At 54.7% G+C, this 25,993-nt stretch carries 25 protein-coding genes, 4 tRNA genes and 3 other RNA genes; 8 read left to right on the top strand and 24 right to left on the bottom strand.

Annotation, left to right across the window (positions count from 1 at the left end; all coding sequences use genetic code 11):
• Positions 1-50 precede the first annotated feature (50 nt).
• From galE to gpmA, 5 genes are all read left to right on the top strand, one after another.
• A complete protein-coding gene (gene galE, locus JJB97_RS04040) occupies positions 51-1,067 on the top strand; it encodes a UDP-glucose 4-epimerase GalE (RefSeq protein ID WP_238712549.1) in 1,017 nt (338 codons plus the stop codon).
• A gap of 10 nt (positions 1,068-1,077) precedes the next feature.
• On the top strand, positions 1,078-2,124 hold the full coding sequence (gene galT / locus JJB97_RS04035) for a galactose-1-phosphate uridylyltransferase (RefSeq protein ID WP_238712547.1): 1,047 nt from the start codon (positions 1,078-1,080) through the stop codon (positions 2,122-2,124).
• A gap of 2 nt (positions 2,125-2,126) precedes the next feature.
• Positions 2,127-3,275: a galactokinase gene (gene galK, locus JJB97_RS04030; protein WP_238712546.1), complete on the top strand. Its 1,149-nt coding sequence runs from the start codon at positions 2,127-2,129 to the stop codon at positions 3,273-3,275.
• On the top strand, positions 3,269-4,309 hold the full coding sequence (gene galM, locus JJB97_RS04025; RefSeq protein WP_238712544.1) for a galactose-1-epimerase: 1,041 nt from the start codon (positions 3,269-3,271) through the stop codon (positions 4,307-4,309). The genes galK and galM overlap by 7 nt, the downstream gene beginning before the upstream one ends.
• A 403-nt stretch (positions 4,310-4,712) precedes the next feature.
• Positions 4,713-5,465, top strand: a complete 753-nt coding sequence (gene gpmA, locus JJB97_RS04020; protein WP_238712542.1) for a 2,3-diphosphoglycerate-dependent phosphoglycerate mutase — start codon at positions 4,713-4,715, stop codon at positions 5,463-5,465.
• A gap of 571 nt (positions 5,466-6,036) precedes the next feature.
• Here gpmA and aroG read toward each other — a convergent pair.
• Positions 6,037-7,089, bottom strand: a complete 1,053-nt coding sequence (gene aroG, locus JJB97_RS04015) for a 3-deoxy-7-phosphoheptulonate synthase AroG (RefSeq protein ID WP_238712540.1) — start codon at positions 7,087-7,089, stop codon at positions 6,037-6,039.
• 332 nt (positions 7,090-7,421) lie between these two features.
• On the opposite strand from aroG, the gene JJB97_RS04010 reads away from it, so the two are divergent.
• Together JJB97_RS04010 and zitB are read left to right on the top strand one after the other, a co-directional pair.
• Positions 7,422-7,793, top strand: coding sequence for a YbgS-like family protein (locus JJB97_RS04010; protein WP_238712539.1), 372 nt, complete (start codon positions 7,422-7,424; stop codon positions 7,791-7,793).
• Positions 7,794-8,333: 540 nt separating this feature from the next.
• Positions 8,334-9,272 (top strand): CDF family zinc transporter ZitB, encoded by a 939-nt coding sequence (gene zitB / locus JJB97_RS04005; protein WP_238712630.1) that lies wholly within the window; start codon positions 8,334-8,336, stop codon positions 9,270-9,272.
• Here zitB and pnuC read toward each other — a convergent pair.
• The 20 genes from pnuC to cydA form a co-directional block, all read right to left on the bottom strand.
• On the bottom strand, positions 9,269-9,988 hold the full coding sequence (gene pnuC / locus JJB97_RS04000) for a nicotinamide riboside transporter PnuC (protein WP_238712537.1): 720 nt from the start codon (positions 9,986-9,988) through the stop codon (positions 9,269-9,271). The genes zitB and pnuC overlap by 4 nt on opposite strands.
• Before the next feature lie 17 nt (positions 9,989-10,005).
• Positions 10,006-11,067, bottom strand: a complete 1,062-nt coding sequence (nadA, locus tag JJB97_RS03995) for a quinolinate synthase NadA (RefSeq protein ID WP_238712535.1) — start codon at positions 11,065-11,067, stop codon at positions 10,006-10,008.
• 314 nt (positions 11,068-11,381) lie between these two features.
• A non-coding RNA gene (locus JJB97_RS03990) (RtT sRNA) lies at positions 11,382-11,508 on the bottom strand.
• A 31-nt stretch (positions 11,509-11,539) separates the two neighbouring features.
• A non-coding RNA gene (locus JJB97_RS03985) (RtT sRNA) lies at positions 11,540-11,666 on the bottom strand.
• 31 nt (positions 11,667-11,697) lie between these two features.
• Positions 11,698-11,824, bottom strand: a non-coding RNA gene (locus tag JJB97_RS03980) — RtT sRNA.
• Positions 11,825-11,855: 31 nt separating this feature from the next.
• Positions 11,856-11,931: transfer RNA gene (locus JJB97_RS03975), tRNA-Lys, on the bottom strand.
• Between the two features lie 27 nt (positions 11,932-11,958).
• A tRNA-Lys gene (locus JJB97_RS03970) sits at positions 11,959-12,034 on the bottom strand.
• 4 nt (positions 12,035-12,038) lie between these two features.
• Positions 12,039-12,114: transfer RNA gene (locus JJB97_RS03965), tRNA-Val, on the bottom strand.
• A 21-nt stretch (positions 12,115-12,135) separates the two neighbouring features.
• A tRNA-Lys gene (locus JJB97_RS03960) sits at positions 12,136-12,211 on the bottom strand.
• Positions 12,212-12,375: 164 nt separating this feature from the next.
• Entirely contained in the window at positions 12,376-13,164 is a 789-nt protein-coding gene (gene cpoB, locus JJB97_RS03955) for a cell division protein CpoB (RefSeq protein WP_238712533.1), read from the bottom strand.
• A 9-nt stretch (positions 13,165-13,173) separates the two neighbouring features.
• A complete protein-coding gene (gene pal / locus JJB97_RS03950; protein ID WP_238712531.1) occupies positions 13,174-13,701 on the bottom strand; it encodes a peptidoglycan-associated lipoprotein Pal in 528 nt (175 codons plus the stop codon).
• A 32-nt stretch (positions 13,702-13,733) separates the two neighbouring features.
• Positions 13,734-15,026 carry a Tol-Pal system beta propeller repeat protein TolB gene (gene tolB / locus JJB97_RS03945; RefSeq protein WP_238712529.1) on the bottom strand — a complete coding sequence of 431 codons (1,293 nt, stop codon included), beginning with the start codon at positions 15,024-15,026 and terminating at the stop codon, positions 13,734-13,736.
• A 227-nt stretch (positions 15,027-15,253) separates the two neighbouring features.
• Positions 15,254-16,366 carry a cell envelope integrity protein TolA gene (gene tolA, locus JJB97_RS03940; protein ID WP_238712528.1) on the bottom strand — a complete coding sequence of 371 codons (1,113 nt, stop codon included), beginning with the start codon at positions 16,364-16,366 and terminating at the stop codon, positions 15,254-15,256.
• A 30-nt stretch (positions 16,367-16,396) separates the two neighbouring features.
• Complete coding sequence (tolR, locus tag JJB97_RS03935; RefSeq protein WP_238712526.1) at positions 16,397-16,825, bottom strand: colicin uptake protein TolR; 429 nt, start codon at positions 16,823-16,825, stop codon at positions 16,397-16,399.
• A 3-nt stretch (positions 16,826-16,828) separates the two neighbouring features.
• Positions 16,829-17,521: a Tol-Pal system protein TolQ gene (gene tolQ, locus JJB97_RS03930; RefSeq protein WP_238712524.1), complete on the bottom strand. Its 693-nt coding sequence runs from the start codon at positions 17,519-17,521 to the stop codon at positions 16,829-16,831.
• Positions 17,518-17,922, bottom strand: a complete 405-nt coding sequence (gene ybgC, locus JJB97_RS03925) for a tol-pal system-associated acyl-CoA thioesterase (RefSeq protein ID WP_238712522.1) — start codon at positions 17,920-17,922, stop codon at positions 17,518-17,520. Before ybgC ends, tolQ begins: the two co-directional genes overlap by 4 nt.
• A gap of 96 nt (positions 17,923-18,018) precedes the next feature.
• Entirely contained in the window at positions 18,019-18,345 is a 327-nt protein-coding gene (gene ybgE, locus JJB97_RS03920) for a cyd operon protein YbgE (RefSeq protein ID WP_238712520.1), read from the bottom strand.
• Positions 18,342-18,443 (bottom strand): cytochrome bd-I oxidase subunit CydX, encoded by a 102-nt coding sequence (gene cydX / locus JJB97_RS03915; protein ID WP_238712519.1) that lies wholly within the window; start codon positions 18,441-18,443, stop codon positions 18,342-18,344. The genes ybgE and cydX overlap by 4 nt, the downstream gene beginning before the upstream one ends.
• A gap of 14 nt (positions 18,444-18,457) precedes the next feature.
• Positions 18,458-19,597 carry a cytochrome d ubiquinol oxidase subunit II gene (gene cydB, locus JJB97_RS03910; protein ID WP_238712517.1) on the bottom strand — a complete coding sequence of 380 codons (1,140 nt, stop codon included), beginning with the start codon at positions 19,595-19,597 and terminating at the stop codon, positions 18,458-18,460.
• 15 nt (positions 19,598-19,612) lie between these two features.
• Entirely contained in the window at positions 19,613-21,175 is a 1,563-nt protein-coding gene (gene cydA / locus JJB97_RS03905; RefSeq protein ID WP_238712515.1) for a cytochrome ubiquinol oxidase subunit I, read from the bottom strand.
• Positions 21,176-22,050: 875 nt separating this feature from the next.
• Here cydA and JJB97_RS03900 point away from each other — a divergent pair.
• Complete coding sequence (locus JJB97_RS03900; RefSeq protein ID WP_238712513.1) at positions 22,051-22,341, top strand: hypothetical protein; 291 nt, start codon at positions 22,051-22,053, stop codon at positions 22,339-22,341.
• 287 nt (positions 22,342-22,628) lie between these two features.
• On the opposite strand, the gene sucD is transcribed toward JJB97_RS03900, so the two are convergent.
• The 3 genes from sucD to odhB all read right to left on the bottom strand — a co-directional run bounded on the left by sucD (position 22,629) and on the right by odhB (position 25,978).
• Positions 22,629-23,498, bottom strand: a complete 870-nt coding sequence (gene sucD, locus JJB97_RS03895; RefSeq protein ID WP_238712511.1) for a succinate--CoA ligase subunit alpha — start codon at positions 23,496-23,498, stop codon at positions 22,629-22,631.
• Complete coding sequence (gene sucC / locus JJB97_RS03890; RefSeq protein ID WP_238712509.1) at positions 23,498-24,664, bottom strand: ADP-forming succinate--CoA ligase subunit beta; 1,167 nt, start codon at positions 24,662-24,664, stop codon at positions 23,498-23,500. Before sucC ends, sucD begins: the two co-directional genes overlap by 1 nt.
• 93 nt (positions 24,665-24,757) lie before the next feature.
• Positions 24,758-25,978 (bottom strand): 2-oxoglutarate dehydrogenase complex dihydrolipoyllysine-residue succinyltransferase, encoded by a 1,221-nt coding sequence (gene odhB / locus JJB97_RS03885; protein ID WP_238712507.1) that lies wholly within the window; start codon positions 25,976-25,978, stop codon positions 24,758-24,760.
• Positions 25,979-25,993: the final 15 nt, after the last annotated feature.

Raw genomic sequence — 25,993 nt, 5'->3', positions numbered from 1 at the left:
ATTCTGTTATGCTAAGTTAATTTCAATAACCGGGCTTAATGGAGCAAATAATGAAAGTTCTGGTAACAGGTGGTAGCGGTTACATTGGTAGTCATACCTGCGTACAATTACTGGAGAAAGGGCATGAGGTTATCATTCTTGATAACCTCTGCAACAGCAAGCGCAGCGTGGTGCCGGTCATTGAGCGCCTCAGTGGCAAAACGCCGCTTTTTATTGAAGGCGATGTACGCGACGACGCGCTGCTGGCAAAGATTTTCAACGATCATTCGGTAGACGCCGTCATCCACTTCGCCGCGCTCAAAGCCGTCGGCGAGTCGGTTAATGCGCCGCTGGAATATTATGATACCAACGTCAACGGTACGCTACGTCTTGCACATGCCATGCGCAACGCTGGCGTGACGAACTTTATTTTCAGCTCATCCGCCACCGTTTACGGCGATCAGCCCCAGATTCCGTATGTCGAAAGTTTGCCGACCGGCTACCCGGCCAGCCCCTATGGCCGCAGTAAACTCATGGTGGAGCAAATCCTCACCGATCTCCAGACTGCCTGTCCGCAATTTAGCGTGGCGCTGCTGCGCTACTTCAACCCGGTAGGCGCGCATCCTTCAGGCGACATGGGCGAGGATCCGCAGGGCATTCCTAACAATCTGATGCCCTACATCGCTCAGGTAGCCGTGGGCCGCCGCGAGTCGCTGTCAGTATTTGGCAACGACTACCCTACGCAGGACGGCACCGCCGTGCGCGACTATATTCACGTCATGGATCTTGCCGATGGCCACGTTGCGGCTATGCAGCAACTGGCAGGCAAGCCTGGCGTTCATATTTATAACCTCGGCGCCGGCATCGGCAGCAGCGTGCTGGATGTGGTCAACGCCTTCAGCCGGGCCTGCGGTAAGCCGGTCAATTACCATTTCGCCCCGCGTCGCGCCGGCGATCTGCCCGCTTACTGGGCCGATGCCGCCAAAGCCGATAAAGAGCTGAACTGGCGCGTAACGCGCACGCTTGACGATACCGCGCAGGACACCTGGCGTTGGCAGTCGCGTCACCCGCTGGGCTACCCCGACTAAAGGAAAAATCATGGCGCAGTTCAATCCGGTCGATCACCCGCATCGCCGCTATAACCCGCTGACTGGACAATGGGTTCTTGTATCGCCGCACCGGGCAAAGCGCCCCTGGCAGGGGGCGCAGGAGAGCGTGCCGCCGCAAACGCTGCCGACACACGATCCCGACTGTTACCTCTGCCCTGGCAATACCCGCGTCACGGGCGACAAAAACCCAGACTACACCGGCACCTACGTGTTTACGAACGACTTTGCCGCACTGATGCCCGATACGCCTCAGGCCCCACAAAGTCACGATCCGTTAATGCTCGCCCAGAGCGCCCGCGGCACCAGCCGGGTTATCTGCTTCTCCCCCGATCACAGCAAAACGTTGCCTGAACTCTCCCAGGCTTCGCTGGAAGCGGTGGTAAGCGCCTGGCAAACGCAAACCGCCGAGTTGGGCCTGACGTATCCGTGGGTACAGGTGTTTGAAAATAAAGGGGCGGCGATGGGGTGCTCGAACCCGCATCCGCACGGCCAGGTCTGGGCCAATAGCTTCCTGCCCAACGAGGCGGCGTGCGAAGATGAAAAGCAGCGCGACTATTTTATACAGCAGGGTTCGCCAATGCTTGTGGACTATGTACAGCGTGAACTGGCCAACGGCAGCCGCACAGTGGTGGAAACCGGGCACTGGCTGGCCGTCGTGCCTTACTGGGCCGCCTGGCCATTTGAAACGCTGTTGCTCCCCAAAACACAGGTGCTGCGCCTGCCCGAACTGAGCGATGCGCAGCGCGCCGATCTGGCGCTGGCGCTGAAAAAATTAACCAGCCGCTATGACAACCTGTTTCGCTGCTCCTTCCCCTATTCTATGGGATGGCACGGCGCGCCGTTTAACGGCGAAGAAAATACGCACTGGCAGCTACACGCCCATTTTTACCCGCCGCTGCTGCGTTCCGCCACGGTGCGCAAATTCATGGTGGGCTACGAATTGCTGGCAGAAACCCAGCGCGACCTGACGCCGGAACAGGCGGCAGAGAAGCTGCGCGCGGTCAGCGATATTCATTTTCGCGAATCCGGAGAATAATAATGCCTCTGAAAGAGAACACTTCCGCGCTGTTTGCCGAGAAATTTGGCTACCCTGCCACCCATATCATCCAGGCCCCAGGGCGCGTGAACCTTATCGGCGAGCACACGGACTATAACGACGGTTTCGTCCTCCCCTGCGCAATTGACTACCGGACAGTCATCGCCTGTGCGGCGCGCAATGACCGCCAGGTAAGGGTGATTGCCGCCGACTACGCCAACGAAAGCGACGAATTCTCCCTTGACGCCCCTGTCCTTGCGCATGAAAGCCAACAATGGTCAAACTACGTTCGCGGCGTAGTCAAGCACCTGCAAAAACGTGACGGCCGCTTCGGCGGCGCCGATCTGGTCATCAGCGGCAATGTGCCGCAGGGCGCTGGCCTGAGTTCGTCGGCATCGCTGGAAGTGGCGGTAGGTAAGGCGTTTCAGCTACTGTGGCATCTGCCGCTCGACGGCGCGCAACTGGCGCTTAACGGCCAGGAAGCGGAAAACCAGTTTGTAGGCTGCAACTGCGGCATTATGGACCAACTGATTTCAGCGCTCGGCAAACAGGGGCATGCGCTGCTTATCGACTGCCGCTCGCTGGGCACGAAAGCCGTACCGCTGCCGCCGGGCGTAGCGGTGGTTATCATCAACAGTAATTTTAAACGCACGCTGGTAGGCAGCGAATACAATACTCGCCGCGAGCAGTGTGAAACCGGCGCTCGATTCTTCCAACAAAAGGCGCTGCGTGATGTCAGCCTTGAGCAGTTCAACAGCGTTGCCCACGAGCTGGATCCCGTGGTGGCAAAACGCGTGCGCCATGTCCTGTCAGAAAACGCCCGAACCACAGAGGCCGCACAGGCGCTTGCGCGCGGCGACCTGAAACGCATGGGCGAGCTTATGGCGCAATCTCACGCCTCGATGCGCGATGATTTTGAAATCACCGTACCGCAAATTGATACGCTGGTGGATATTGTGAAGGGGGCGATTGGAGAGAATGGCGGCGTACGTATGACCGGCGGCGGCTTTGGCGGTTGCGTCGTCGCGCTGGTGCCTGAAACGCTGGTGCCCGCCCTAAAGCAGGCGGTTGCCGCGCAGTATGAAGCCAGAACCGGCATCAAAGAAACATTTTATGTATGCAGGCCGTCAGAAGGAGCAGGACAGTGCTAAACGAGACGTCCCGGCCAGCACCGGATGGCCGCCCATACCGTATCTGCACGCTGCGTAACTCCGCAGGCATGGTAGTCTCGATGATGGACTGGGGGGCTACGCTTCTCTCCTGCCGCGTGCCGCTGCACGACGGCAGCGTGCGCGAAACGCTGCTGGGCTGCCGGGAGCTGGAAGACTGGCACAGGCAAAACGCCTTTCTGGGCGCAACGGTTGGCCGCTACGCCAATCGTATCGCCAACAGCCGTTTTACCATCGATGGCCAGACGTTTCATTTGACGCCCAGCCAGGGCGCACATCAGCTACATGGCGGCCCGCAAGGATTCGACAAGCGCCGCTGGCGCATCGGGCGCCAAAGCGATAGCGAAGTCGCCTGGCTGCTTGACTCACCCGACGGCGACCAGGGGTTTCCCGGCAACTGCCGCATTACCGCTCTGTACGCCCTGACGGATGATAATCGCCTGGTGGCGACATTCCGGGCGCAGACCGACAAACCCTGCCCGGTCAATCTGACCAGCCACGCCTATTTTAATCTCGACGGCGCCCGTACAGACGTGCGTAATCACCGTCTACAGTTGCTGGCTGACGCTTATCTTCCGGTAGAGGAAGACGGCATCCCCCTGGCGTCGCTGCGCCCGGTAGCCGGCACCGGCTTTGATTTTCTTACGCCAAAGCCCATCGCACAGGACTTTCTTGCCGATGACGACCAGAAAAAAGTGCGCGGCTACGACCACGCCTTTCTGCTTCAGGCTGCGGGCGACGTTACGCAGCCTGCGGCAAACCTCTGGTCCGCAGACGGCCGCCTGCAAATGACGGTGTATACCAGCGCCCCCGCGTTACAGTTTTATACGGGCAATTTTCTGGACGGCACCCCGGCGCGCGATCAAGGCGAGTACCGGGCATACCAGGGGCTGGCGCTGGAAAGCGAATTTCTGCCCGACAGCCCTAACCGCCCCCAGTGGCCGCAGCCGGATTGCATTCTGCGCCCCGGTCAGGAGTATGTGAGCATCACAACCTACCAGTTTCAGGCGCTTTAACCTTGCCTGCGTCACACAGGGCAGGACATCTGGCAACAGAGCGGGTGAAGCGGGCCTGGGTAAAGCGTTGAGCAGCGCGCTTTGCGCGCCTCCGGCCCCGTCGCACCCGGGCAAGCGTTTTGCAATCCAGGGCGCATGGCGGCCTGCCGGGCGATATTGGTTTTCAGAAAATTTTTTACTTCGTACACGGGCTGCTGCGGATATTTCTCAATAACGCCGGTTATTATTAAAAAAGCCGCTCAGCCTTTTCGAAACGCGACAAAAAACTCACCACTTATTCACAGTTACCTTACACTCATGCACTATTTTCGCTATGGTAATGACCAGGCATTGTTGCGGTAGTGCGCCGTGGCAATATAATGAGAATTGTTATCAGTATCACGGAATTCTGAAGGAGTAAGATATGGCTGTAACTAAGCTGGTTCTGGTTCGACACGGCGAAAGTCAATGGAACAATGAAAACCGCTTCACCGGTTGGTATGATGTCGATCTGTCTGAAAAAGGCGTAGGCGAAGCAAAAGCTGCGGGTAAATTACTTAAAGATGAAGGCTTTACCTTCGATTTTGCCTATACCTCCGTACTGAAACGCGCCATCCATACGCTGTGGAACATACTGGATCAGTTAGACCAGGCGTGGCTGCCGGTTGAGAAATCCTGGAAACTGAACGAGCGTCACTATGGCGCATTGCAGGGGCTTAACAAAGCCGAAACCGCTGAAAAATATGGCGACGAACAGGTTAAGCAATGGCGCCGGGGCTTCGCCGTTACGCCGCCAGAACTGACCAAAGACGACGAACGTTATCCCGGGCACGATCCGCGCTATGCCGGGCTTAGCGAGAAGGAGCTGCCGCTAACGGAAAGTCTGGCGCTGACAATTGACCGCGTTATCCCTTACTGGCATGACGCCATTTTGCCGCGTCTGAAGCGCGGCGAGCGCGTTATTATCGCCGCGCACGGCAACTCCCTGCGCGCGCTGGTGAAATATCTGGATAATATGAGCGAAGATGACATTCTCGAGCTTAATATTCCGACCGGCGTTCCGCTGGTTTACGAATTTGATGAAAGCTTTAAACCGGTTAAACATTACTACCTGGGCAACGCAGAAGAAATTGCCGCGAAGGCTGCGGCAGTAGCAAACCAGGGCAAAGCGAAATAATTACCCTGCCTGTAATCGTCACGCTGGTCACTTAAGAGCTCAATGCGTGTTCCGTTCACTTAAAGCCTAATGACAAAGAGGGTCTTAAGTGAACGGGTAAAGCGGACCGCCACGGCCCGCTTTGCAAACACCTGCGGTAGCGCAACTTCGCACCGCGCACCACCTTGCCAACAGCCTGCGTCCGGCTCGACCGCCTGACTCGTTTCGCCTCAGTCCGCTATCCGGTGGCGTTTTACTTTATCTTGTCTTTGCCTGCGGTTTGACGAATTTAGCAGGCGTCAGCAACCCGTAGCTCAAGTGAAAAATGACGACCACTCGTAAAAAACCGCACCTTAGTCCGTTAGATGTCCAGTTTTTGGGATGCAGTCCACATTCCGGGCCTTAACCTTATTCATAAACAGGCTTAACCGGCTGCTGCCGCGCTTTTATCAACTCGCCCGTTGGTCTTAGCCTGCGCGCTTTAATACGCATCCACAGACGCAGGCCTGAACCGGTTTTTTTAACCAAAGCCAACATGCCGGCCGGCGAGCCCACTGACCGGCATAAAGCTTAGACTTTCCGAAGGTGTTAATCAGCCGCGACGCGCCTTCACTGCTGCCGCTAGCTGGCGCAAAATAGCGTCGGTATCCTCCCAGCCGATACAGCCATCGGTCACGCTTTTGCCATAAACCAGCGGTTCTGCGCTTTCAAGGTTCTGGTTGCCTTCTACCAGGTGGCTTTCAATCATCACGCCGGTAATGGCTTTTTCACCGCCTGCAATTTGCGCGCAAACGTCGGCGCCCACTTCCAACTGTTTTTTGAACTGCTTGCTGGAATTAGCATGGCTGAAGTCGATCATGACATGCGGACGCAGACCTGCTTTGGCCAGCCCTTCTTTTACTTCCGCCACGTGACGCGCGCTATAGTTCGGCTCTTTTCCGCCGCGCAGAATAATATGGCAGTCGCCGTTTCCGCTGGTATTCACTATTGCCGAATGGCCCCACTTCGTGACAGAAAGAAAGCAGTGCGGCGCGCTGGCGGCATTAATAGCGTCGATCGCAACTTTAATTGTGCCATCGGTACCATTTTTAAAACCAACCGGGCAGGACAGGCCGGAGGCAAGCTCACGGTGAACCTGAGACTCGGTAGTACGCGCGCCGATTGCGCCCCAGCTCATCAGGTCAGCCACATACTGCGGCGTGATCATATCAAGGAACTCGCCGGCGGCAGGCAGACCGCCGTCGTTAATTTCCAGCAGCAGCTTGCGTGCAATACGCAAGCCTTCGTTAATCTGGAAGCTGTTATCCATGTGTGGGTCATTAATCAGCCCTTTCCAGCCGACGGTTGTGCGCGGCTTTTCAAAGTAGACGCGCATCACCACCTCCAGCTCGCCGCTTAATTCATCACGCAGCGCCTTGAGACGGCGGGCATACTCCTTCGCGGCCTGGGTATCATGGATTGAGCACGGACCAATCACGACCAGTAGACGATCGTCCTGACCTTTAAGGATCTGATGGATAGCCCGGCGAGCAGATGAGACAGTGACGGCTGCGTTTTCAGTGGCGGGAAATTTTTCTAATAGCGCTACCGGTGGGAGCAGTTCATTGATCTCTTTGATTCTTAAATCGTCGTTCAGATAGTTCATGTTGGTTCCATAAAAACGGGTTTTTGACGTATTGCAATCCCTTCAATCTAACGCGTCGGCCTGTAGGTGTAAACCGAGTTTTACACTTACGTTACTCCTGTCTGTAATAAGTGGTGATAAAAAACGCAAAGATGGCAAAGAAAGAGATCAGGGCTACAATTTACAAAGATTAATCCTGCAACAAACCGCAAAAAAAGTGTTTTATGCGACATACCGCGTTGCGGAAATTTTTTGCCGGAAATCACGGGGTTAGTGGTATACACCTTCGCCACTGCGATTCCTCTCTCAAGGCCTGGTGGCCGCCGAATGTTAAATACTGACAGGAGCACCTTATGAAGCAACCGACAGGCGTTTTTTTTAGTCTGATTTTGATGCTCAGCAGCGGTGCGGCATTAGCCGCAGCAAATAATAACGGGCAGGCGAATGCCGCGGCTGATGCTGGCCTGCCGGCTCCTGGCGCGCATGAAAATCTGCCGCCGAAAAACCTCGATAATAGTCAAATTAACAGCGGTTCTGTAAACACCAATCAGACCGGCAATACCTCAGGCGACGGCGCCACGCTTTCCGGCGATGGAATGACCAGCGATGAAGTACATAAAAATACAATGTGCAAAGACGGTCGTTGTCCGGACACCAATAAAAAAGTCGAAACGCAAAACGGCACCACGCCGGTTCAACGTAAAACGGACAGCACAACATACTAGGCTGTGTCGCTTAAATCTCATGATGCTGGCGCTGAGCGAAAAACTCGCTGGCAAGGCGCAGAGCGCAGGGCAGAGTGGCCCTCTGTTCAAGCCCAACAACGCAGTTAGCGGTTTTTTCGCATGCGCCCCGCAGGGCCGGGGAACAAAACATGCTCTGCGCAGATTGATGCCAGGGCGGGCAAAAGCATCGCTTTTCCCGCTTTGGTATATCTTTCACAAACAACGGAGATGTTTAAGACTACTGACAAACCCTATCCTGTCGCGGACAAGATGGATGAAAAACAATAAAAAATAAGAAAAATCAAAGCATTAATTTTCGCCTGCTTACCACAAAGAAGGAAAAAACCGTTTTTCCCTTCTTTGTCAACAATTTGGAACAACGGAGATGTTTTTGCTGGTTTCTTCCTGATATTCATGGCTGCCCCACACAACGGGGTTTGGCAACGGCCTCAGCGGGAGCAGGATAACCCTGTTAATAGCAATCGTTTATTAATCGGCAATACAGCATCATAATATTTGCATCTTTGTTTTGCTTCACGGATCCCTATGACGCACTCCCACGCCGTTTTACCTGAAAAAAAAGATGGCAACCGACGTCGGCTGCTCATTGCCGTTATCGTTATCGCCGCTTTTATGGCGCTCGAAGTTATCGGCGGCCTGATTTCCGGTTCGCTCGCGCTGCTGGCAGACGCCGGACATATGCTTACCGATGCCGCAGCGCTCTTCATGGCGCTCCTGGCCGTCCATTTCGCGCGCCGCCCGGCCAACGCGCGCCACACGTTTGGCTGGCTGCGCCTTACCACGCTTGCCGCATTTGTGAATGCCGTTGCGCTGGTGCTCATCACGGTCCTGATTGTCTGGGAAGCTATCCGGCGTTTTTACCAGCCACAGCCGGTGGTGGGTACGACGATGCTGGTTATCGCTTTCGCCGGGCTGATGGCGAATATCTTCGTCTTCTGGATCCTCCACCGGGGCGAGGATGAAAAAAATATGAACGTGCGCGCCGCTGCGCTGCACGTTATGGGCGATCTGCTGGGATCGGTGGGCGCGATTTTAGCCGCCCTGATCATACTCTGGACGGGTTGGACTCCCATCGACCCCATTTTGTCGGTGTTTGTCTCCTGCCTGGTGCTGCGCAGCGCGTGGCGGCTGCTCAAAGAAAGCATTAATGAACTGCTGGAAGGCGCGCCTGGCGCGATAGATATTGCCGCGCTCAAGCGCAAGCTAACGGCAGCCCTTCCGGAGGTGCGCAACGTTCACCACGTACACCTGTGGATGGTGGGTGAAAAACCGGTTATGACAATGCATGTGCTGGTCGTTCCGCCACACGATCATGACGCGCTGCTTGAGCGCATCCACCATTTTCTTATGCACGAATATCAGATTGCGCACGCAACCGTCCAGATGGAATACCGCGGCTGCGACGGCCACGAATGCGATCTCCATGACTGCGGCAGCCATCACGGGCATCATCATTAACGCGCCAGCGCGCGCGAGCCTCGCTCTCGCGCGCTTTTTATCCACATTCTGCTGCCATTAATCGCAATAAACAACAGTATCAGGTATTCCAGAGACATCGCCCACACGCCCTGTCGCGCGAATATGATAACGCTGATAACGTTAACGACCGCCCACAGCAGCCAGTTTTCAACGTATTTACGCGTCATCAGTATCATCGCCACAATTGACAGCACCATCATTGTCGAGTCCCAGAACGGGAAGGCGTCGGGCTGTAGCGTCGGTAACGCGACATCAATCCCCATACCCTGCATGATTTCTACCGCTACGCGGGTCAACACAGCAAATACCGGGTCAATCCAGAGCGTCATCAACCCAATTGCAACAACGCATACCGCCAGCCAGCCAAGCGCTTTAGAGCGGGGTAACCAACGAATATGCAGCAATGCCTGATGGGCATCGCTCTGGCGCGACCAGGCGTACCAGCCATAGAGGTTGGCAACAAAGAAAAAAAGCTGTAGCAGCAGGCTGGCGTAAAGCTGAATCTGAAAAAAGATAATGGCAAACAGCGTCACGTTAATCAGCCCAAAAGCGTAATTACTTGTTTTCTCAAGGCTTGCCAGCCAGATGCATAACAAGCCAGCCAGCGTACCAACGGCTTCTATCCATGATAAATCGTACCCACCAGCGCCCAACGGGATATGCGCAAGGATGTTTTGGGTGCTAAAAAAATCCATATTTACTCCAGGCTGTATTATGCGTTACCGCTTAGTCGAAGGCGAAGTGTAGCAGCAAAGTCGAGCATTCTGTTGAGCGGAATTAGCGCCCGGTCACGCAAATTGGCCGCTACGTTCACTTCATGGCCCGCCCCGCCCTGATTCAGGGCATCGGCAATGGCCCGTAAGCCGTTCATCGCCATCCAGGGGCAGTGCGCACAACTGCGACAGGTGGCGCCTTCGCCCATAGTGGGGGCTTCCAGAAGCATTTTATCCGGGCAAGCCTGCTGCATTTTGTAGAAGATGCCGCGATCGGTGGCGACAATTATCCGCCGCTGCGTCAGGCGCTGCGCGGCCGCGATAAGCTGACTGGTGGAACCTACCGCATCGGCCAGCTCGACAACCTGTTGTGGAGATTCGGGATGCACCAGCACCGCGGCATCGGGATACATCGCCTTCATGCGCGCCAGCGCCTGGGCTCTGAATTCATCGTGGACAATGCACGCCCCTTGCCAGCAAAGCACATCTGCGCCGGTCTGGCGCTGTACATAGCGCCCAAGATGGCGATCCGGCCCCCAGAGGATCTTTTTCCCCTGGGCGTCCAGATGATCAATCAACTCTACGGCAATACTGGATGTCACCACCCAGTCCGCCCTGGCCTTAACCGCAGCCGACGTGTTGGCGTAAACCACCACGCAACGATCGGGATGCGCATCGCAAAACGCGCTGAATGCCTGTTCCGGGCAGCCGAGATCCAGCGAACACTCCGCTTCCAGCGTCGGCATCAGTATTGTTTTATCCGGGCTGAGAATTTTTGCCGTCTCGCCCATAAAACGCACGCCGGCGACCAGCATTGTAGTCGCCGGATGGCTGGCGCCGAAGCGCGCCATTTCAAGCGAGTCGGCCACACAGCCGCCGGTTTCCTCCGCCAGCGCCTGAATGTCCGGATCGGTATAGTAATGCGCCACCATAACAGCATTGCGGGCCTTCAGCAGGCGCTTAATGTCCTCACGAAGGGCTTGCTTTTCATCGACATTCACAGGCAGTGGTTTAGGCGGGAAGGGATAAATAGCGGCCTGCGGATCGAATATCATACTCATTACTGTCTCGTTTGCCTTGCTTAACGAAAATGAAAAATTAACGCTCATTCTGCGGGATGACCGTGCGCTTTGTTTTGTATGCTAAACAAGATAGCCGATTGCCTGTCTGTTGTCGTCTGATATTTCAGGCTTTAACAAAGTCAGCCGTCGAGGCATAGCGGGTCGGCCCAGGGGCGTGTTGCGTAAAGCGTGGGGGGGTGGCGGAAAGCATGCATTGCCCGAAGTCGCATCCGACTGTGATCAACGCTAACGCAGGTTCGAATCATCAGCCATTGCCCATAGCAAAAAAGCGCCTTCAGGGCGCTTTTTTACACTGGTGGGTCGTGCAGGATGATTCGGCTTCGCCTCACCCTTCGGGCCTTGCCGCAAAGCGGCTGCGTTGCCTCACTGCGTTCGGCTCGAACCTGCTGCAGGTTCGAATCATCAGCCATTGCCCATAGCAAAAAAGCGCCTTCAGGGCGCTTTTTTACACTGGTGGGTCGTGCAGGATGATTCGGCTTCGCCTCACCCTTCGGGCCTTGCCGCAAAGCGGCTGCGTTGCCTCACTGCGTTCGGCTCGAACCTGCTGCAGGTTCGAATCATCAGCCATTGCCCATAGCAAAAAAGCGCCTTCAGGGCGCTTTTTTACACTGGTGGGTCGTGCAGGATGATTCGGCTTCGCCTCACCCTTCGGGCCTTGCCGCAAAGCGGCTGCGTTGCCTCACTGCGTTCGGCTCGAACCTGCTGCAGGTTCGAATCATCAGCCATTGCCCATAGCAAAAAAGCGCCTTCAGGGCGCTTTTTTACACTGGTGGGTCGTGCAGGATTCGAACCTGCGACCAATTGATTAAAAGTCAACTGCTCTACCAACTGAGCTAACGACCCGCAAAGGGGCAATACGCGTCTTCGAAGTGGTGGGTCGTGCAGGATTCGAACCTGCGACCAATTGATTAAAAGTCAACTGCTCTACCAACTGAGCTAACGACCCGAAGTGGTGGGTGATGACGGGCTCGAACCGCCGACCCCCTCCGTGTAAAGGAGATGCTCTACCAACTGAGCTAATCACCCACTGCAATACTAAAGCTTAAGTGGTGGGTCGTGCAGGATTCGAACCTGCGACCAATTGATTAAAAGTCAACTGCTCTACCAACTGAGCTAACGACCCACTTTTTACCGGTTCAGGCTAAACGCCTTAAGCCCCGGCAACGGCGGCATATATTACTGGTTTGAGAATCTGGCGCAACAACAATTTTAATAATCAGCGCCTGACCGGTCAGGTTTCATGCGTCGAGACCAGAAAAACAGCGTATCCGGCCTGGCCGCATCCACTTATTGCGCATCAAGTTTTTTCTGCGACTGCCTGGCGGCATCGGTACCCGGATACTTCACGATAACTTGCTGGTAAACCGCTTTCGCTTTCGCGCTATCGCCTTTAGCCTGCATAATAACGCCAACTTTATACATGGCATCCGGCGCCTTCGGCGATTTTGGCCAGTTCTTTACCACGGTGGCAAAGTAATGCGCCGCGCCGTCCTTATCCCCTTTGTTATAACTCAGTTGCCCGAGCCAGTAATGAGCATTGGGCTGATAGGTGGAATCAGGATATTTCTGAACAAAACGCTCAAACGCCTTGATAGCGTCATCCTGGCGCGACTTATCCTGCACCAGCGCAAATGCGGCGTTGTAGTCCGAGTTAGCATCGCCGCTCTGCACCGCCTGCCCTGCGGCCGCAGCGCCAGCGGCTGCTGGCGCTGGCGTGCCGTTAGCCTGCGCGCCGCTACTGCGCGTTTGCGCCCCAGCGCCTTCAGCGTTCAGGTTCTCTATCTGCAACAAAGTCTGTCGCTGACGTTCCTGAATCTGCCCAAGCTGATACTGATTTTCCTGGATTTGCCCACGCAGGCTATCAATATCGGACTGGTTAGCAGAGAGCTGCTGCTGAAGCTGGGTTAAAAGCTGGCTGTGTGCGTTCGAAATACGTTCAAGCTGGGTGACACGATCTTCGACCGTGCCGGAGCCGACACTACTGATTGACGCCTGGGCATGAGCGGCCCCGGAAGGGGCCGCTGCGCCAATCAGTAACAACAGGCTCAACAGGGAGACTCTGAAGTTACCGCTCATGCCATTCTCTTAGTAAACCAGTACGGCACGACGGTTTTTGGCGTAAGCCGCTTCGTCATGACCCAGTACTGCGGGTTTTTCTTTGCCGTAGGATACGATGGCTATCTGATCGGCAGATACGCCTTTACCCTGTAGGTACATTTTGACCGCATTAGCGCGGCGTTCGCCCAGGGCGATGTTGTATTCCGGCGTGCCGCGTTCGTCAGCATGGCCTTCAATTGTCACTTTGTAAGACGGGTTATTACGCAGGAAAGCCGCATGCGCGTCTAACATTTGAGCGAATTCAGAGCTAACATCGTAGCTGTCATAGCCGAAGTAAACAATGTTGTTCTGCTGCAGTTGCTGCATCTGCAGGCGCGCCTGCTCATCTGAAGACATATTGCCGCCGTTGCCGTTTGCATCCATACCCGTACCCGCGCCCAGCATACCGCCAGCGCCGTTCTGATCGCTATCGGCGCTCTTGTTGGAACTACAGGCCGCGATAGCCATAACAGGCAGAGCCAGCATCAGCCCTTTCAGCACTTTATTCAGTTGCATGTTTAGATCCTTAACTCATTATTTCATTGTTATCAGAGATACGGCGACCAGGCCGGGAATTTAACCTGCCCATCCGTTGCCGGAAGACGCGCTTTAAATCGCCCATCGGTCGAAACCAGGTTCAGCACCGATCCCATTCCCTGAGAAGAGCTGTAGATAACCATCGTACCATTCGGCGCCAGACTCGGCGTTTCATCCAGGAACGTGGACGACAGCATTTGTACGCCCCCCGTGACCAGATCCTGTCGTGCAATGTTCTGTTTGCCCCCGCTGGAGCTGACCATCACCATAAATTTACCGTCAGAGCTTACATCGGCATCCTGGTTCTGCGTCCCTTCCCAGGTTATACGCTGTGGCGCTCCGCCGTTAACATTCACTTTATACACCTGAGGGCGGCCCGCCTGGTCGGAGGTAAAGGCCAGGTTCTGGCTATCCGGGAACCAGGTCGGCTCTGTGTTGTTGCTGCGGCCATTGGTTACCTGGCGAATCTGGCCGGAACCGATGTCCATAACATACAGATTCAGGCTGCCCGTTTTTGACAATGCAAAAGCGAGTTTGCTGCCATCCGGCGAAAAGGCCGGCGCGCCGTTGTGGCGCGGGAACGACGCCACCTGGCGCACGGCGCCGTTAGACAACGTCTGGATAACCAGCGCAGAGCGGCCGCTTTCAAAAGTGACATAGGCAAGCTTGCCGCCATCTGGCGACCAGGTCGGCGACATAAGAGGCTGGGTGGAGCGGTGAACGACAAACTGGTTATAACCATCGTAGTCAGAAACGCGCAGTTCATAAGGGAACTGGCCGCCGTTAGTCTGCACCACATAGGCAATACGGGTACGAAACGCGCCCTTGATACCGGTGAGTTTTTCGAACACTTCGTCGCTGGCTGTATGGCCAGCATAACGCAGCCATTGCTTATTTACTTTATACGAGTTCTGCGCCAATACGGTGCCTGGCGCGCCGCCGGTATCGACCAGTTGGTAAGCGACGGTATAGCTGCCATCGGCATTGGGCGTTACCTGCCCGACGACAACGGCATCAATGCCCAGCGCAGACCACGCCGCAGGCTGAACGTCCTGAGCGGAACCCGGCTGCTGCGGCAAACGCGCCCTGTCCAACGGGTTGAATTTACCGCTATTGCGCAAATCAGAAGAGACGATAGCACCGATATCTTCCGGCGCGGCGCCCTGCCCGCCCCATTTAAATGGCGCAACGCCGATAGGACGCGCGGAGTCCACCCCCTGGGTTATTTCGATACGGACTTCTGCGTGCGCAATCGCCGCCCATAACATCAGAAAACTGACTATAACTCGTAATGCCTGCTTCATCTTATCTCCCTTATCCAGGCCCGGGGCCTTCGATAATCTGTACCTCAGCATATTCAGGCTAAACCGGCTGCGCATCCGCTGTGCGATACAGGTTTCCCGCACAGCGATACCTCGCCCCCTTCCTGAAACATTGGGTATAGCAGAATGTTAATTATATGAAAATTACAATACGCGCTTCCCGTGTCCATAGCGTAGCCGCTTTTCCCCCATGCCGGCAGAGAAAAGCGCTACGGCTTAAAGTCCAGCGGCGCATTTTTAAAGACCTCATAGACCGCCTGGCTCGGTGGTTTAGGCATACGCGCCTGTCGCGCCGCAGCCAGCGCCGCCTGGCAAAGCGCAGGGTCGCCCCCCTCGGACTGCACGCTCAAAAGCAGCCCATCCGGCGCAAGCTTAATACGCAGCGTACAAACCTTACCGGCATAGGAGGAGGCATCATAGAACCTGCTCTCAATAGCGGCTTTAATTTGCGCGGCATAGCTGTTTATTTCCGCGCCAGACGCGCCGTTGTTCTTATTATTCCCTGTCCCCGCCGCAGCGGCATTGTTTCCCTTTGCGCCACCGCCGGTTTTCGGCGCATTCTTACCCGAACTGAGATCGCCGATAAGATCGTCCACGCCAGAGGCGGAGGCTTTCTCCGCCGCCGCTTTTTTGGCCGCTTCAGCTTTCTTCGCCGCTTCAGCTTTCTTCGCCGCGGCGGCTTTTTTCTCGGCAGCCGCCTTTTCGGCTGCGGCCTTTTTCGCGGCTTCAGCCGCCTTCTGTTCGGCCTCCTGCCGGGCTTTTTTTGCCGCTTCCTGTTGCGCTTTTTTCTGCGCCTCGGCCGCCGCTTTGGCCGCTTCTTTTTCAGCTTCTTTCTTTGCCTGCGCCGCCGCCTGTTTTGCCTGCGCCTCAGCCTGCGCTTTGGCCGCGGCGGCTTCTGCGGCCTGCTTTTGCAATTCCTGAAGGCGCAGGGCTGCCTCTTCGGCCTGTTTTTGCTGCTCCGCTTTCTGTTGCCGAGCTTTTTCCTGCGCCTCCAGCCGTTCTTTTTCCAGCTGTTTTAAACGCGCCTGTTCCGCAGCCTGCTTTTCACGCATCTCCGCAGCCTGCTGCTGCGCCTGCTTTTCCCGCTGTTCAGCGGCACGCCTGGCGCTTGCCTGCTGATCCTGCTGACGATTGTACTGATCAACAACCGCGCCCGGATCGACCATCACAGCGTCGATCGAACCGCCGCCGCCGCCCGCGCTGGCGTCGATGTGTTCGTCAAATGAACTCCATACCAGCAGCGCTATCAGCACGATGTGCAGCGCGACAGAGACTGCGATCGCCCGCTTTAGCTTTGCATTTTCTTCGGTTACCTTAGACACCCTGGTTCCCCAAAACTGTTCAGCTCGTTATCAAATCGGCTGAGTCATTAACCCGACCGACTTCACGCCTGCCTGATGCAGCAGGTTAAGAGCCTTAATCACTTCGTCGTAGGGCACATCTTTCGCACCGCCAATCAGGAATACCGTTTTGGGGTTTGCTTCCAGACGCTGCTGCGCTTGCGCGGCGACTTGCTCAGGCGGTAGCTGCTCTATACGCTCCTTGCCAACGACAATACTGTACTGACCGACGCCTGCGACTTCGACAATCACTGGTGGTTCGTCATTCGTACTTACCGTTTTAGCATCGGTCGCATCCGGCAGATCCACTTCCACGCTTTGCGTGATAATGGGCGCAGTCGCCATAAAAATAAGCAACAGCACCAGCAGCACATCCAGCAGCGGAACGATGTTAATTTCTGACTTCAGTTCGCGCCGGCCCCGTCTGCGTGTTCTGGCCATGTTTTACCCCTTATTGCTTTCGCTGGCGCTGAAAGCCTGGCGGTGCAGAATCGCCGTAAACTCTTCCATGAAGTTGTCGTAATTCAGTTCCAGCTTATTTACGCGCTGGTTGAGCCGGTTATAGGCCATAACGGCAGGGATAGCGGCAAACAGGCCAATTGCCGTCGCAATCAGCGCTTCGGCAATACCCGGCGCCACCATTTGCAGCGTCGCCTGCTTCACTGCGCCCAGCGCGATAAAGGCGTGCATAATACCCCAGACAGTGCCAAACAGGCCGATATAGGGGCTAATGGAGCCGACTGTGCCAAGAAAGGGAATATGCGTTTCAAGGTTTTCCAGCTCACGGTTCATGGCGATACGCATAGCGCGCGACGCCCCTTCAACAATGGCTTCCGGCGCATGGCTGTTCGCCCTGTGCAGGCGGGCAAACTCTTTGAAACCCGCATAGAAGATTTGCTCTGAACCGCCGAGGTGCTCCCGGCGTCCCTGGCTTTCCTGATACAAACGCGACAGTTCAATACCGGACCAGAACCTATCCTCAAAGGCCTCGGCCTCACGCCCCGCAGCATTCAGTATACGCGTACGTTGAATAATAATCGCCCATGATGCAATAGAAAAACCAATTAAAATCAACATGATGAGTTTGACCAGCAGACTTGCTTTCAAAAACAAGTCAAGGATATTCATATCAGTCACTGCTTGAACTCCGCGACGATGGACTCAGGAAGCGCTCTGGGCTTCATAATGGTCGGATTAACGCAAACGATAAGTACCTCGGCCTGATTGAGAACTTTACCGTCGGCGTTGACAATTTTTTGTGAAAACACAAGCGAAGTACCACGCATAGAGGCTATTGCGCTCTGAATCTCCAACAGATCGTCCAGCCTGGCTGGTGCGAAATAGTCCAGCGTCATCCTGCGCACCACGAACGCCACTCGCTCCTCCAGCAACGCCTGCTGGCTGAAGTGGTGATGGCGTAGCATTTCTGTGCGCGCTCGCTCATAGAAAGCGACATAGCTGGCGTGATAAACCACGCCGCCGGCATCGGTGTCTTCGTAGTAGACCCGAACCGGCCATCGAAACAACATCGTGCTCACTCTACATCCCGGCATGCCAAATAAACGTAGCTACTATACGCAAGCAAATCGGGGTTTGGAATGGGAGGAAGGAAGGGAAAGATAAATATTTATGGGTCAGCCTGACCCATAAACAGAAGGCGCAAAAGCCTGGAAAAAGAAAAACATCAGGCCAGCAATCAACGCCAGGTCAGCGATAAGCGGACAGAAAAAACCCTGCCAGCGCAGCGCCGCAGGCCTGAATCCCACACCGTGAATAACGCCCGCGCAAACCGCCCACATTAACAAAAAACCGTGCCACACTGACAGAGCGCTGGTTTTCGCCGCAAAGCGCGACGGATCCCAGAAAATACACCCTGCGAGCAGCAGCGCCAGGACTAAGGAAAGCGCCCTTAAAGGGCGCTTATCCATTACCGCGTAAAGCGTTGCAATAATTTTATTCATCCGTTGTTACGAGACTCGGCTTGCTCAATCGCCAGCGCGGTTAATACCCCAACGGCACAGGCCAGCAGCGTTCCCAGTATCCATGCAAAATACCACATGCTTATCTCCTCACTCAGTACAGAGTGTTGCTGTTGCTTTCAATATGCGCTTTGGTGATACGCCCAAACATTTTCCAGTAACACCAGGCGGTGTAGGCCAGGATAATGGGTACAAATACGACAGCGACCCAGGTCATCAGGTTTAGCGTCAACTGGCTGGAGGTGGCATCCCACATCGTCAGGCTGGCGTTCATCATTGTGCTGGACGGCATAACGAACGGGAACATCGCAATGCCCGCCGTCAGAATCACGCAGGCGAGCGTCAGCGAAGAGAACACAAACGCCCACGCGCCACGCTCAATACGCGAGCAGAGCACGGTCAGCAGCGGCAACGCCACGCCCAACGCAGGGATAGCCCACAACGCCGGCATATTGTTAAAGTTCGCAAGCCATGCGCCGGGCTGACGCGCGACCGCTTTCATTAACGGGTTAGACGCAGCATGGGTATCCAGCGTTGACGTCACTACGTAGCCATCAATACCGTAAACCACCCAAACACCAGCCAGCACAAAACACACCATCATGACCAGCGCAGAGATCTGCGCGGTTGTACGGGTACGCAGACGAAGTTCGCCGGTGGTGCGCATTTGCAAATAAGTAGCGCCCTGCGTCAAAATCATCGCCACACTCACCACGCCGGCCAGCAGGCCAAACGGGTTCAGCAACTGAAAGAAGTTGCCTGTGTAGGTCAAACGCAGATATTCATCCACGCTAAACGGCACGCCCTGCAACAGGTTGCCGAAAGCCACGCCAATCACCAGCGGCGGCACGAAGCTGCCTACGAAAATGCCCCAGTCCCACATATTGCGCCAGCGGGCGTCTTCTATCTTCGAACGGTAGTCAAAACCCACCGGGCGGAAGAACAAAGCGGCCAGCACCAGAATCATTGCGACATAGAACCCCGAGAACGCGGCGGCATACACCATCGGCCAGGCGGCGAACAGCGCGCCGCCGGCGGTAATCAGCCATACCTGGTTACCATCCCAGTGCGGAGCGATGCTGTTGATCATTACGCGCCGTTCAGTATCGCTGTGCCCGAGAAAGCGGGTCAGCATACCAACACCCATATCAAAACCATCGGTGACGGCAAAACCAATCAGCAAAACGCCGATAAGCAGCCACCAGATAAAACGCAATACTTCATAATCGATCATTTCTCGACTCCTGTCTTAGCGTGCCGGCTGAGCGCTGGTTTGCTCAAAGTGATAACGACCGGTCTTCAGGCTGCTTGGGCCAAGGCGGGCAAATTTGAACATCAGGAACAACTCAGCCACCAGGAACAGCGTATAAAGGCCGCAGATGAGAACCATCGAGAAGATCAGATCGCCTGCAGTCAGCGTGGAGTTCGCCACGGCAGTCGGCAACACTTCACCGATTGCCCAGGGCTGGCGGCCATATTCAGCCACAAACCAACCTGCTTCTACCGCTATCCACGGCAGAGGAATGCCGAACAGCGCGGCGCGCAGCACCCATTTCTTTTCGCCTATGCGGTTGCGTATAACCGTCCAGAAAGAAGCGGCAATAATGATGAGCAGCAGGAAGCCGCAGGCCACCATGATGCGAAACGCGAAGTAAAGCGGCAACACGCTTGGAATAGAGTCTTTCGTCGCCTGCTTGATCTGCGCTTCTGTGGCATCGGTAACGTTTGGCGTGTAGCGCTTAAGCAACAGCCCGTAGCCCAAATCTTTTTTCACAGCGTTGAAATTATCGCGCACTGTCTGATCCGTGGAGCCGTTACGCAACGCTTCAAGCAGGTGATACGCCTGCATACCGTTACGAATACGCGCTTCATGCTGCACCATCAGATCTTTAAGGCCAATAACCGGCTTGTCTATTGAACGGGTGGCGATCAACCCCAGCGCGTAGGGGATCTGAATCTGGAAGTCGTTTCTTTGCTTTTCCTGATCCGGGATGCCGAACAGCGTAAAGGCGGCTGGCGCCGGCTGCGTTTCCCATTCAGCTTCAATCGCGGCTAATTTGGTCTTTTGGACATCCCCCATCTCATAGCCGGATTCATCGCCAAGCACAATGACGGAAAGCACAGCCGCCATACCAAAGCTGGCGGCGATGGCAAAGGAGCGTTTCGCGAACGCCATGTCGCGCCCTTTCAACATATACCATGCGCTGATGCCCAAAATGAACATCGCGCCAGTCACATAGCCAGAGGCCACGGTATGAACAAATTTCACCTGCGCAACCGGGTTGAGAACCAGGTCGGCAAAGCTGACCATCTCCATGCGCATGGTTTCAAAGTTAAAGTCTGAGGCAATCGGGTTTTGCATCCAACCGTTGGCGATGAGGATCCACAATGCAGACAGGTTGGAGCCCAGCGCTACAAGCCAGGTTACCGCCATGTGCTGTACTTTACCCAGGCGATCCCAGCCAAAGAAAAACAGGCCGACAAACGTGGATTCCAGGAAGAAGGCCATCAACCCTTCGATAGCCAGCGGCGCGCCGAAAATATCACCGACGTAATGAGAATAATAAGACCAGTTCGTTCCGAACTGGAACTCCATAGTCAGACCCGTTGCGACCCCCAGCGCAAAGTTGATACCAAACAACTTGCCCCAGAATTTGGTCATATCTTTATAGATTTGCTTACCTGTCAGCACATATACCGTTTCCATTATGGCCAACAAAAACGCCATACCCAGCGTTAACGGCACAAAAAGGAAGTGGTACATCGCGGTCAAGGCAAACTGTAAACGCGACAGTTCGACGATATCAAACATCCTGACTCCTTGCTCTTCACATGAAGACTCCAGACACAGAACAAAAAAGATGTTCTGCAAGGCATGCCCCAATAGAAAACATTTGCTTCCTCATAGATGAGAATGTACTTAACTCACTCTTAAAGAAAGAAGTTTACAAATACGTTAAAAAAATACCATACGATTTCCGTAAATATATTACGCCGCAACACCCATACAATAAACAGGATTTTGATTAACCTTCTTTGCGTTTCACGATTGTGATCAATATATAGCGAATTTAGCCCACAAGCGCCAGCTTGATTTACAACAAATTACCGCCAAAGCCCTAAAAAACATGCGCCATAAACTTTGACGCAAATCAATTAACAGGCGCCATGTTAACAATTTAGCATCATTAACATCAAAAGTGACTTACATGTTAATTTATTGTGCATAATAGCATTCATTTATTTATCTTAACTTATACAAATTACTGGCTGCTGAGCATAATCATTTTCGCTTTAATTGATCATCGGTAATTAATTAAAACCGTAACGTTAAAACATAAAGAAATCTTTATTTTTTCGAATAGTAAACAACCACATCTTATTACACGTCGTTTACATGACAATATCTTTTTATTTATATTGATTTGCCTTTTCAATTAACAAAAAAGCGGGATCCAGGCCAACGCCTGTCTCTGGATATAAACGCGTTTTGCTCACGCATCGCCTGATTACACACAACAGCGCATGCGCAGTTTACATGGCCGTTAATGCATTAAATGGCTAACCCTAAAGCGTTATATCCGTATCCATGCGGGCTAGCATGGCCAGTACCGAATCAGGACAGCGTTAAGCCACCCCGACAGATCACGTTACTGCCTCTGTTCAAATATCACTCAGCCTGACGCAATGCCCGGTTTCAGAAAGAAGACAAAAGCGGTTGAAACTGGCGGTACTGGAAATAGCAAAAACTGTAAGCGTTTTGTACGCACTCTCATTCGAATGAATAACAAAATTAAACTATATGAAGAAAAAATGTGCGCATTCCCACACCAGGCGGTCTTTGAAGGAAATGTGCAAAAACGGTTGGGCTGGCAGCCTGAATCGGCAGAGCGTTATAAGAATAAAGAAGAAGATGTGGAGCTGGTGATACACGTCAGGCCAAACACCCCAACCCGAAACGTGATAATTAAAGTTTAAAAATCAAATAATTAATATTACTCTATTCCAAAAGGGACAAAACCACGTTTTTACTCGCTTTGACCTCAGCCTGGAAGTTGAAACGCTCGCCGCCGCTGCCGCAATAACGAATAAAAGCAGCGCCGTTATCCGTCATCAACGAGCAAAGCGGCATTTAACCACGCCATTCACACCCGAAATCGCAGAAAACAAAAAGCCTGAGCGGGATTGACCCGGCTCAGGCTCAAACTTTCCAACAACGGCATGCCTTTATAACAACGCCACAGAAAGGCAGTGCCGCTTTAGCATTAACCGATAACGGCCTTCAGCGCTTCGCCAATATCCGCCAGGCTACGTACCGTTTTCACCCCAGCCGCTTCCAGGGCCGCAAATTTTTCATCGGCAGTGCCCTTACCGCCGGCAATGATGGCGCCCGCATGGCCCATACGTTTACCTTTCGGCGCCGTCACACCGGCAATGTAGCCCACAACAGGTTTAGTCACGTGCGCCTTAATGTAGGCGGCGGCCTCCTCTTCCGCGCTTCCGCCGATTTCACCGATCATCACAATGGCTTCGGTCTGCGGATCGTCCTGGAAGAGTTTCAGAATATCGATAAAACTGGATCCCGCAATAGGGTCGCCGCCAATGCCTACGCAGGTGGACTGACCAAACCCATAGTCCGTGGTTTGTTTAACCGCTTCATACGTTAGCGTACCGGAACGGGACACAATCCCCACTTTACCTGGCTTATGGATATGGCCCGGCATAATACCGATTTTACACTCGCCTGGCGTAATCACCCCCGGGCAGTTAGGACCAATCATGCGCACGCCAGCCTCATCAAGCGCGACTTTTACGGTCAGCATATCCAGCGTCGGGATACCTTCAGTAATGGTCACGATAAGCTTGATGCCTGCATTAATGGCTTCAAGTATAGAATCCTTACAAAACGGCGCCGGCACATAAATCACTGACGCGGTTGCCCCCGTCGCCTCAACGGCTTCGCGCACCGTATTAAATACCGGCCGGCCCAGATGCGTAGTACCGCCCTTGCCCGGCGTTACGCCACCGACCAACTTTGTGCCATAAGCAATCGCCTGCTCTGAGTGGAAAGACCCCTGGCTGCCGGTAAAACCCTGGCAAATGACTTTGGTATTTTTATCAATAAGAATAGACATTATTTACCCTCCACGGCAGCGACGACCTGCTGAGCCGCATCGGTCAGGCTTTTCGCGGCGATGATATTCAGGCCGCTTTCAGCCAGTTTATTCGCTCCCAGTTCAGCATTGTTGCCCTCCAGACGCACGACGACCGGAACGTTAACCCCCACTTCCGCTACGGCGCCGATGATGCCGTCAGCAATCAGATCGCAGCGCACAATACCGCCAAAAATGTTTACCAGCACGGCTTTCACGTTGTCGTCAGACAGGATAATTTTGAAGGCTTCGGTCACACGCTCTTTAGTCGCGCCGCCGCCCACGTCCAGAAAGTTTGCCGGCGCGCCGCCGTGTAGTTTAACGATATCCATCGTGCCCATCGCCAGCCCGGCTCCGTTCACCATGCAGCCGATGTTGCCGTCAAGCGCTACGTAGTTAAGCTCCCACTGCGCCGCCTGCGCTTCCCGCGGATCTTCCTGAGACTGGTCGCGCATTTCACGCAGCTCCGGCTGGCGGAACAGCGCGTTGCCATCAGCCCCCAGCTTACCGTCAAGGCATACCAGGTCGCCCTGAGTGGTGATAACCAGCGGGTTAATCTCAACCAGCGCCAGATCGCGCTCAAGGAACAGCGTCGCAAGCCCCATAAAAATCTTTGTAAACTGCTGTACCTGCCTGCCTTCCAGCCCCAGTCTGAACGCCAGTTCGCGGCCCTGATACGGCATCGGCCCGGTCAGCGGATCCAGCGCCACTTTGTGAATCAGGTGCGGCGTCTCTTGCGCCACTTTTTCGATTTCCACGCCGCCTTGCGTAGATGCCATAAACACCACGCGACGGGAAGCGCGATCCACTACCGCCCCAAGATACAGTTCTTTAGCAATATCGGTCGCGCCTTCCACCAGAATTTGGTTAACCGGCTGGCCCTCTGCATCTGTTTGATAGGTGACCAGGCGTTTGCCCAGCCACTGTTCAGCGAAAGTGCGAATATCTTCTTTGCTGCTAACCACTTTCACGCCGCCCGCTTTACCGCGACCACCGGCATGTACCTGACATTTTACCACCCACGGGCCTGTGCCTATTTTGGATGCGGCTTCTTCCGCTTCACGCGGGCTAGTACAGGCATAACCTACCGGCGCCGGCAAGCCATACCGGGCAAACAGTTGTTTAGCCTGATATTCGTGTAAGTTCATGTATTCTGTCCATCCAGATAAATGAGCATGAGCGCTCGGGGTACAGGCGCCGCCCCGCAAGCGGAGCGGCCATTTATGAAAGAGACGAAGCCCTTATACGTCCAACAGCAAACGTGTCGGGTCTTCCAGCAACTCTTTAATCGCCACCAGGAAGCTCACGGACTCGCGGCCATCAATCAGGCGGTGATCGTAAGAAAGCGCCAGGTACATCATCGGCAGGATTACCACCTGGCCGTCAACGGCCATTGGGCGGTCTTTAATCGCGTGCATACCGAGAATGGCGCTCTGCGGCGGATTAATAATTGGCGTGGACATCAGCGAACCGAACACGCCGCCGTTGGTGATAGTGAAGTTGCCGCCGGTCAGGTCGTCTACGGTCAGCTTGCCGTCCCGGCCTTTAATAGCCAGCTCTTTGATACGCTTTTCGCAATCCGCCATGCCCAGCAAATCGACATCCCGAAGTACCGGCGTGACCAGCCCACGCGGCGTGGAGACCGCCATACTCACATCAAAGTAGTTGTGATACACCACATCGTCGCCGTCGATAGAGGCGTTGACCTCCGGGAAGCGCTTAAGCGCTTCCACCACCGCTTTAACGTAGAAGGACATGAATCCCAGACGGATGCCGTGACGTTTTTCGAATGCTTCACCGTACTGCTTACGCAGATCCATAATCGGCTTCATATTCACTTCGTTAAAGGTCGTCAACATCGCCGTGGCGTTTTTCGCCTCCAGCAGACGTTCGGCCACGCGCTTACGCAAACGCGTCATCGGCACGCGCTTCTCAGAGCGGCTGCCCAGCGGCTGCCCGGAAGCGGGCTGCCCGGCCGTCTCCGGCTTGTTTTGCGTTTTGCTATCGCCTGCAAGGTGCTTTTCAACGTCTTCACGCGTCAGCCGGCCGCCGACGCCCGTGCCTTTAATCGCACCGGCATCCAGGCTATGTTCGGCCAACAGGCGGCGAATCGCCGGGCTGAGCGCATCGTTGTTCTGCTCTTCCAGCGAAGCCGAATGACGCTGCGCCGGGGTGGATGCTTTCTCTTGCGCTTTCGCACCGCTGTCTTTACCGCTGCTGTTGCCTTCGCGCAGGCGGCCCAGAAGCTGTCGGGAAGTAACGGTCGTGCCCTCGTCCTCCAGCACGGCATCCAGCACGCCGTCGGCCGACGCCGGAACTTCCAGCACAACTTTATCAGTTTCGATTTCAACCAGCACTTCATCGCGCTGCACGCTATCTCCCGGTTTTTTGTGCCAGGTCGCCACGGTGGCATCGGCAACTGACTCAGGCAGATCCGGAACAAGAATATCTACGCTACTCATTATTTATCCTTTGAT

Source organism: Tenebrionibacter intestinalis (assembly GCF_016632365.1).
Lineage (GTDB): Bacteria > Pseudomonadota > Gammaproteobacteria > Enterobacterales > Enterobacteriaceae > Tenebrionibacter > Tenebrionibacter intestinalis.
The sequence above is the reverse complement of the archived record's forward strand: the minus strand, read 5'-3'. Positions and strand labels throughout refer to the sequence as shown.

Bases quoted from the DNA above. Each gene is read 5' to 3' on its own strand.
- aroG (WP_238712540.1), bottom strand. From the start codon at position 7,089: ATGAACTATCTGAACGACGATTTAAGAATCAAAGAGATCAATGAACTG.
- gpmA (WP_238712542.1), top strand. From the start codon at position 4,713: ATGGCTGTAACTAAGCTGGTTCTGGTTCGACACGGCGAAAGTCAATGG.
- JJB97_RS03900 (WP_238712513.1), top strand. From the start codon at position 22,051: ATGCCCGGTTTCAGAAAGAAGACAAAAGCGGTTGAAACTGGCGGTACT.
- tolB (WP_238712529.1), bottom strand. From the start codon at position 15,026: ATGAAGCAGGCATTACGAGTTATAGTCAGTTTTCTGATGTTATGGGCG.
- odhB (WP_238712507.1), bottom strand. From the start codon at position 25,978: ATGAGTAGCGTAGATATTCTTGTTCCGGATCTGCCTGAGTCAGTTGCC.
- sucC (WP_238712509.1), bottom strand. From the start codon at position 24,664: ATGAACTTACACGAATATCAGGCTAAACAACTGTTTGCCCGGTATGGC.
- cydX (WP_238712519.1), bottom strand. From the start codon at position 18,443: ATGTGGTATTTTGCATGGATACTGGGAACGCTGCTGGCCTGTGCCGTT.
- ybgE (WP_238712520.1), bottom strand. From the start codon at position 18,345: ATGAATAAAATTATTGCAACGCTTTACGCGGTAATGGATAAGCGCCCT.
- galE (WP_238712549.1), top strand. From the start codon at position 51: ATGAAAGTTCTGGTAACAGGTGGTAGCGGTTACATTGGTAGTCATACC.
- cydA (WP_238712515.1), bottom strand. From the start codon at position 21,175: ATGTTTGATATCGTCGAACTGTCGCGTTTACAGTTTGCCTTGACCGCG.
- pal (WP_238712531.1), bottom strand. From the start codon at position 13,701: ATGCAACTGAATAAAGTGCTGAAAGGGCTGATGCTGGCTCTGCCTGTT.
- tolR (WP_238712526.1), bottom strand. From the start codon at position 16,825: ATGGCCAGAACACGCAGACGGGGCCGGCGCGAACTGAAGTCAGAAATT.
- cydB (WP_238712517.1), bottom strand. From the start codon at position 19,597: ATGATCGATTATGAAGTATTGCGTTTTATCTGGTGGCTGCTTATCGGC.
- galK (WP_238712546.1), top strand. From the start codon at position 2,127: ATGCCTCTGAAAGAGAACACTTCCGCGCTGTTTGCCGAGAAATTTGGC.
- pnuC (WP_238712537.1), bottom strand. From the start codon at position 9,988: ATGGATTTTTTTAGCACCCAAAACATCCTTGCGCATATCCCGTTGGGC.
- JJB97_RS04010 (WP_238712539.1), top strand. From the start codon at position 7,422: ATGAAGCAACCGACAGGCGTTTTTTTTAGTCTGATTTTGATGCTCAGC.
- galT (WP_238712547.1), top strand. From the start codon at position 1,078: ATGGCGCAGTTCAATCCGGTCGATCACCCGCATCGCCGCTATAACCCG.
- sucD (WP_238712511.1), bottom strand. From the start codon at position 23,498: ATGTCTATTCTTATTGATAAAAATACCAAAGTCATTTGCCAGGGTTTT.
- nadA (WP_238712535.1), bottom strand. From the start codon at position 11,067: ATGAGTATGATATTCGATCCGCAGGCCGCTATTTATCCCTTCCCGCCT.
- cpoB (WP_238712533.1), bottom strand. From the start codon at position 13,164: ATGAGCGGTAACTTCAGAGTCTCCCTGTTGAGCCTGTTGTTACTGATT.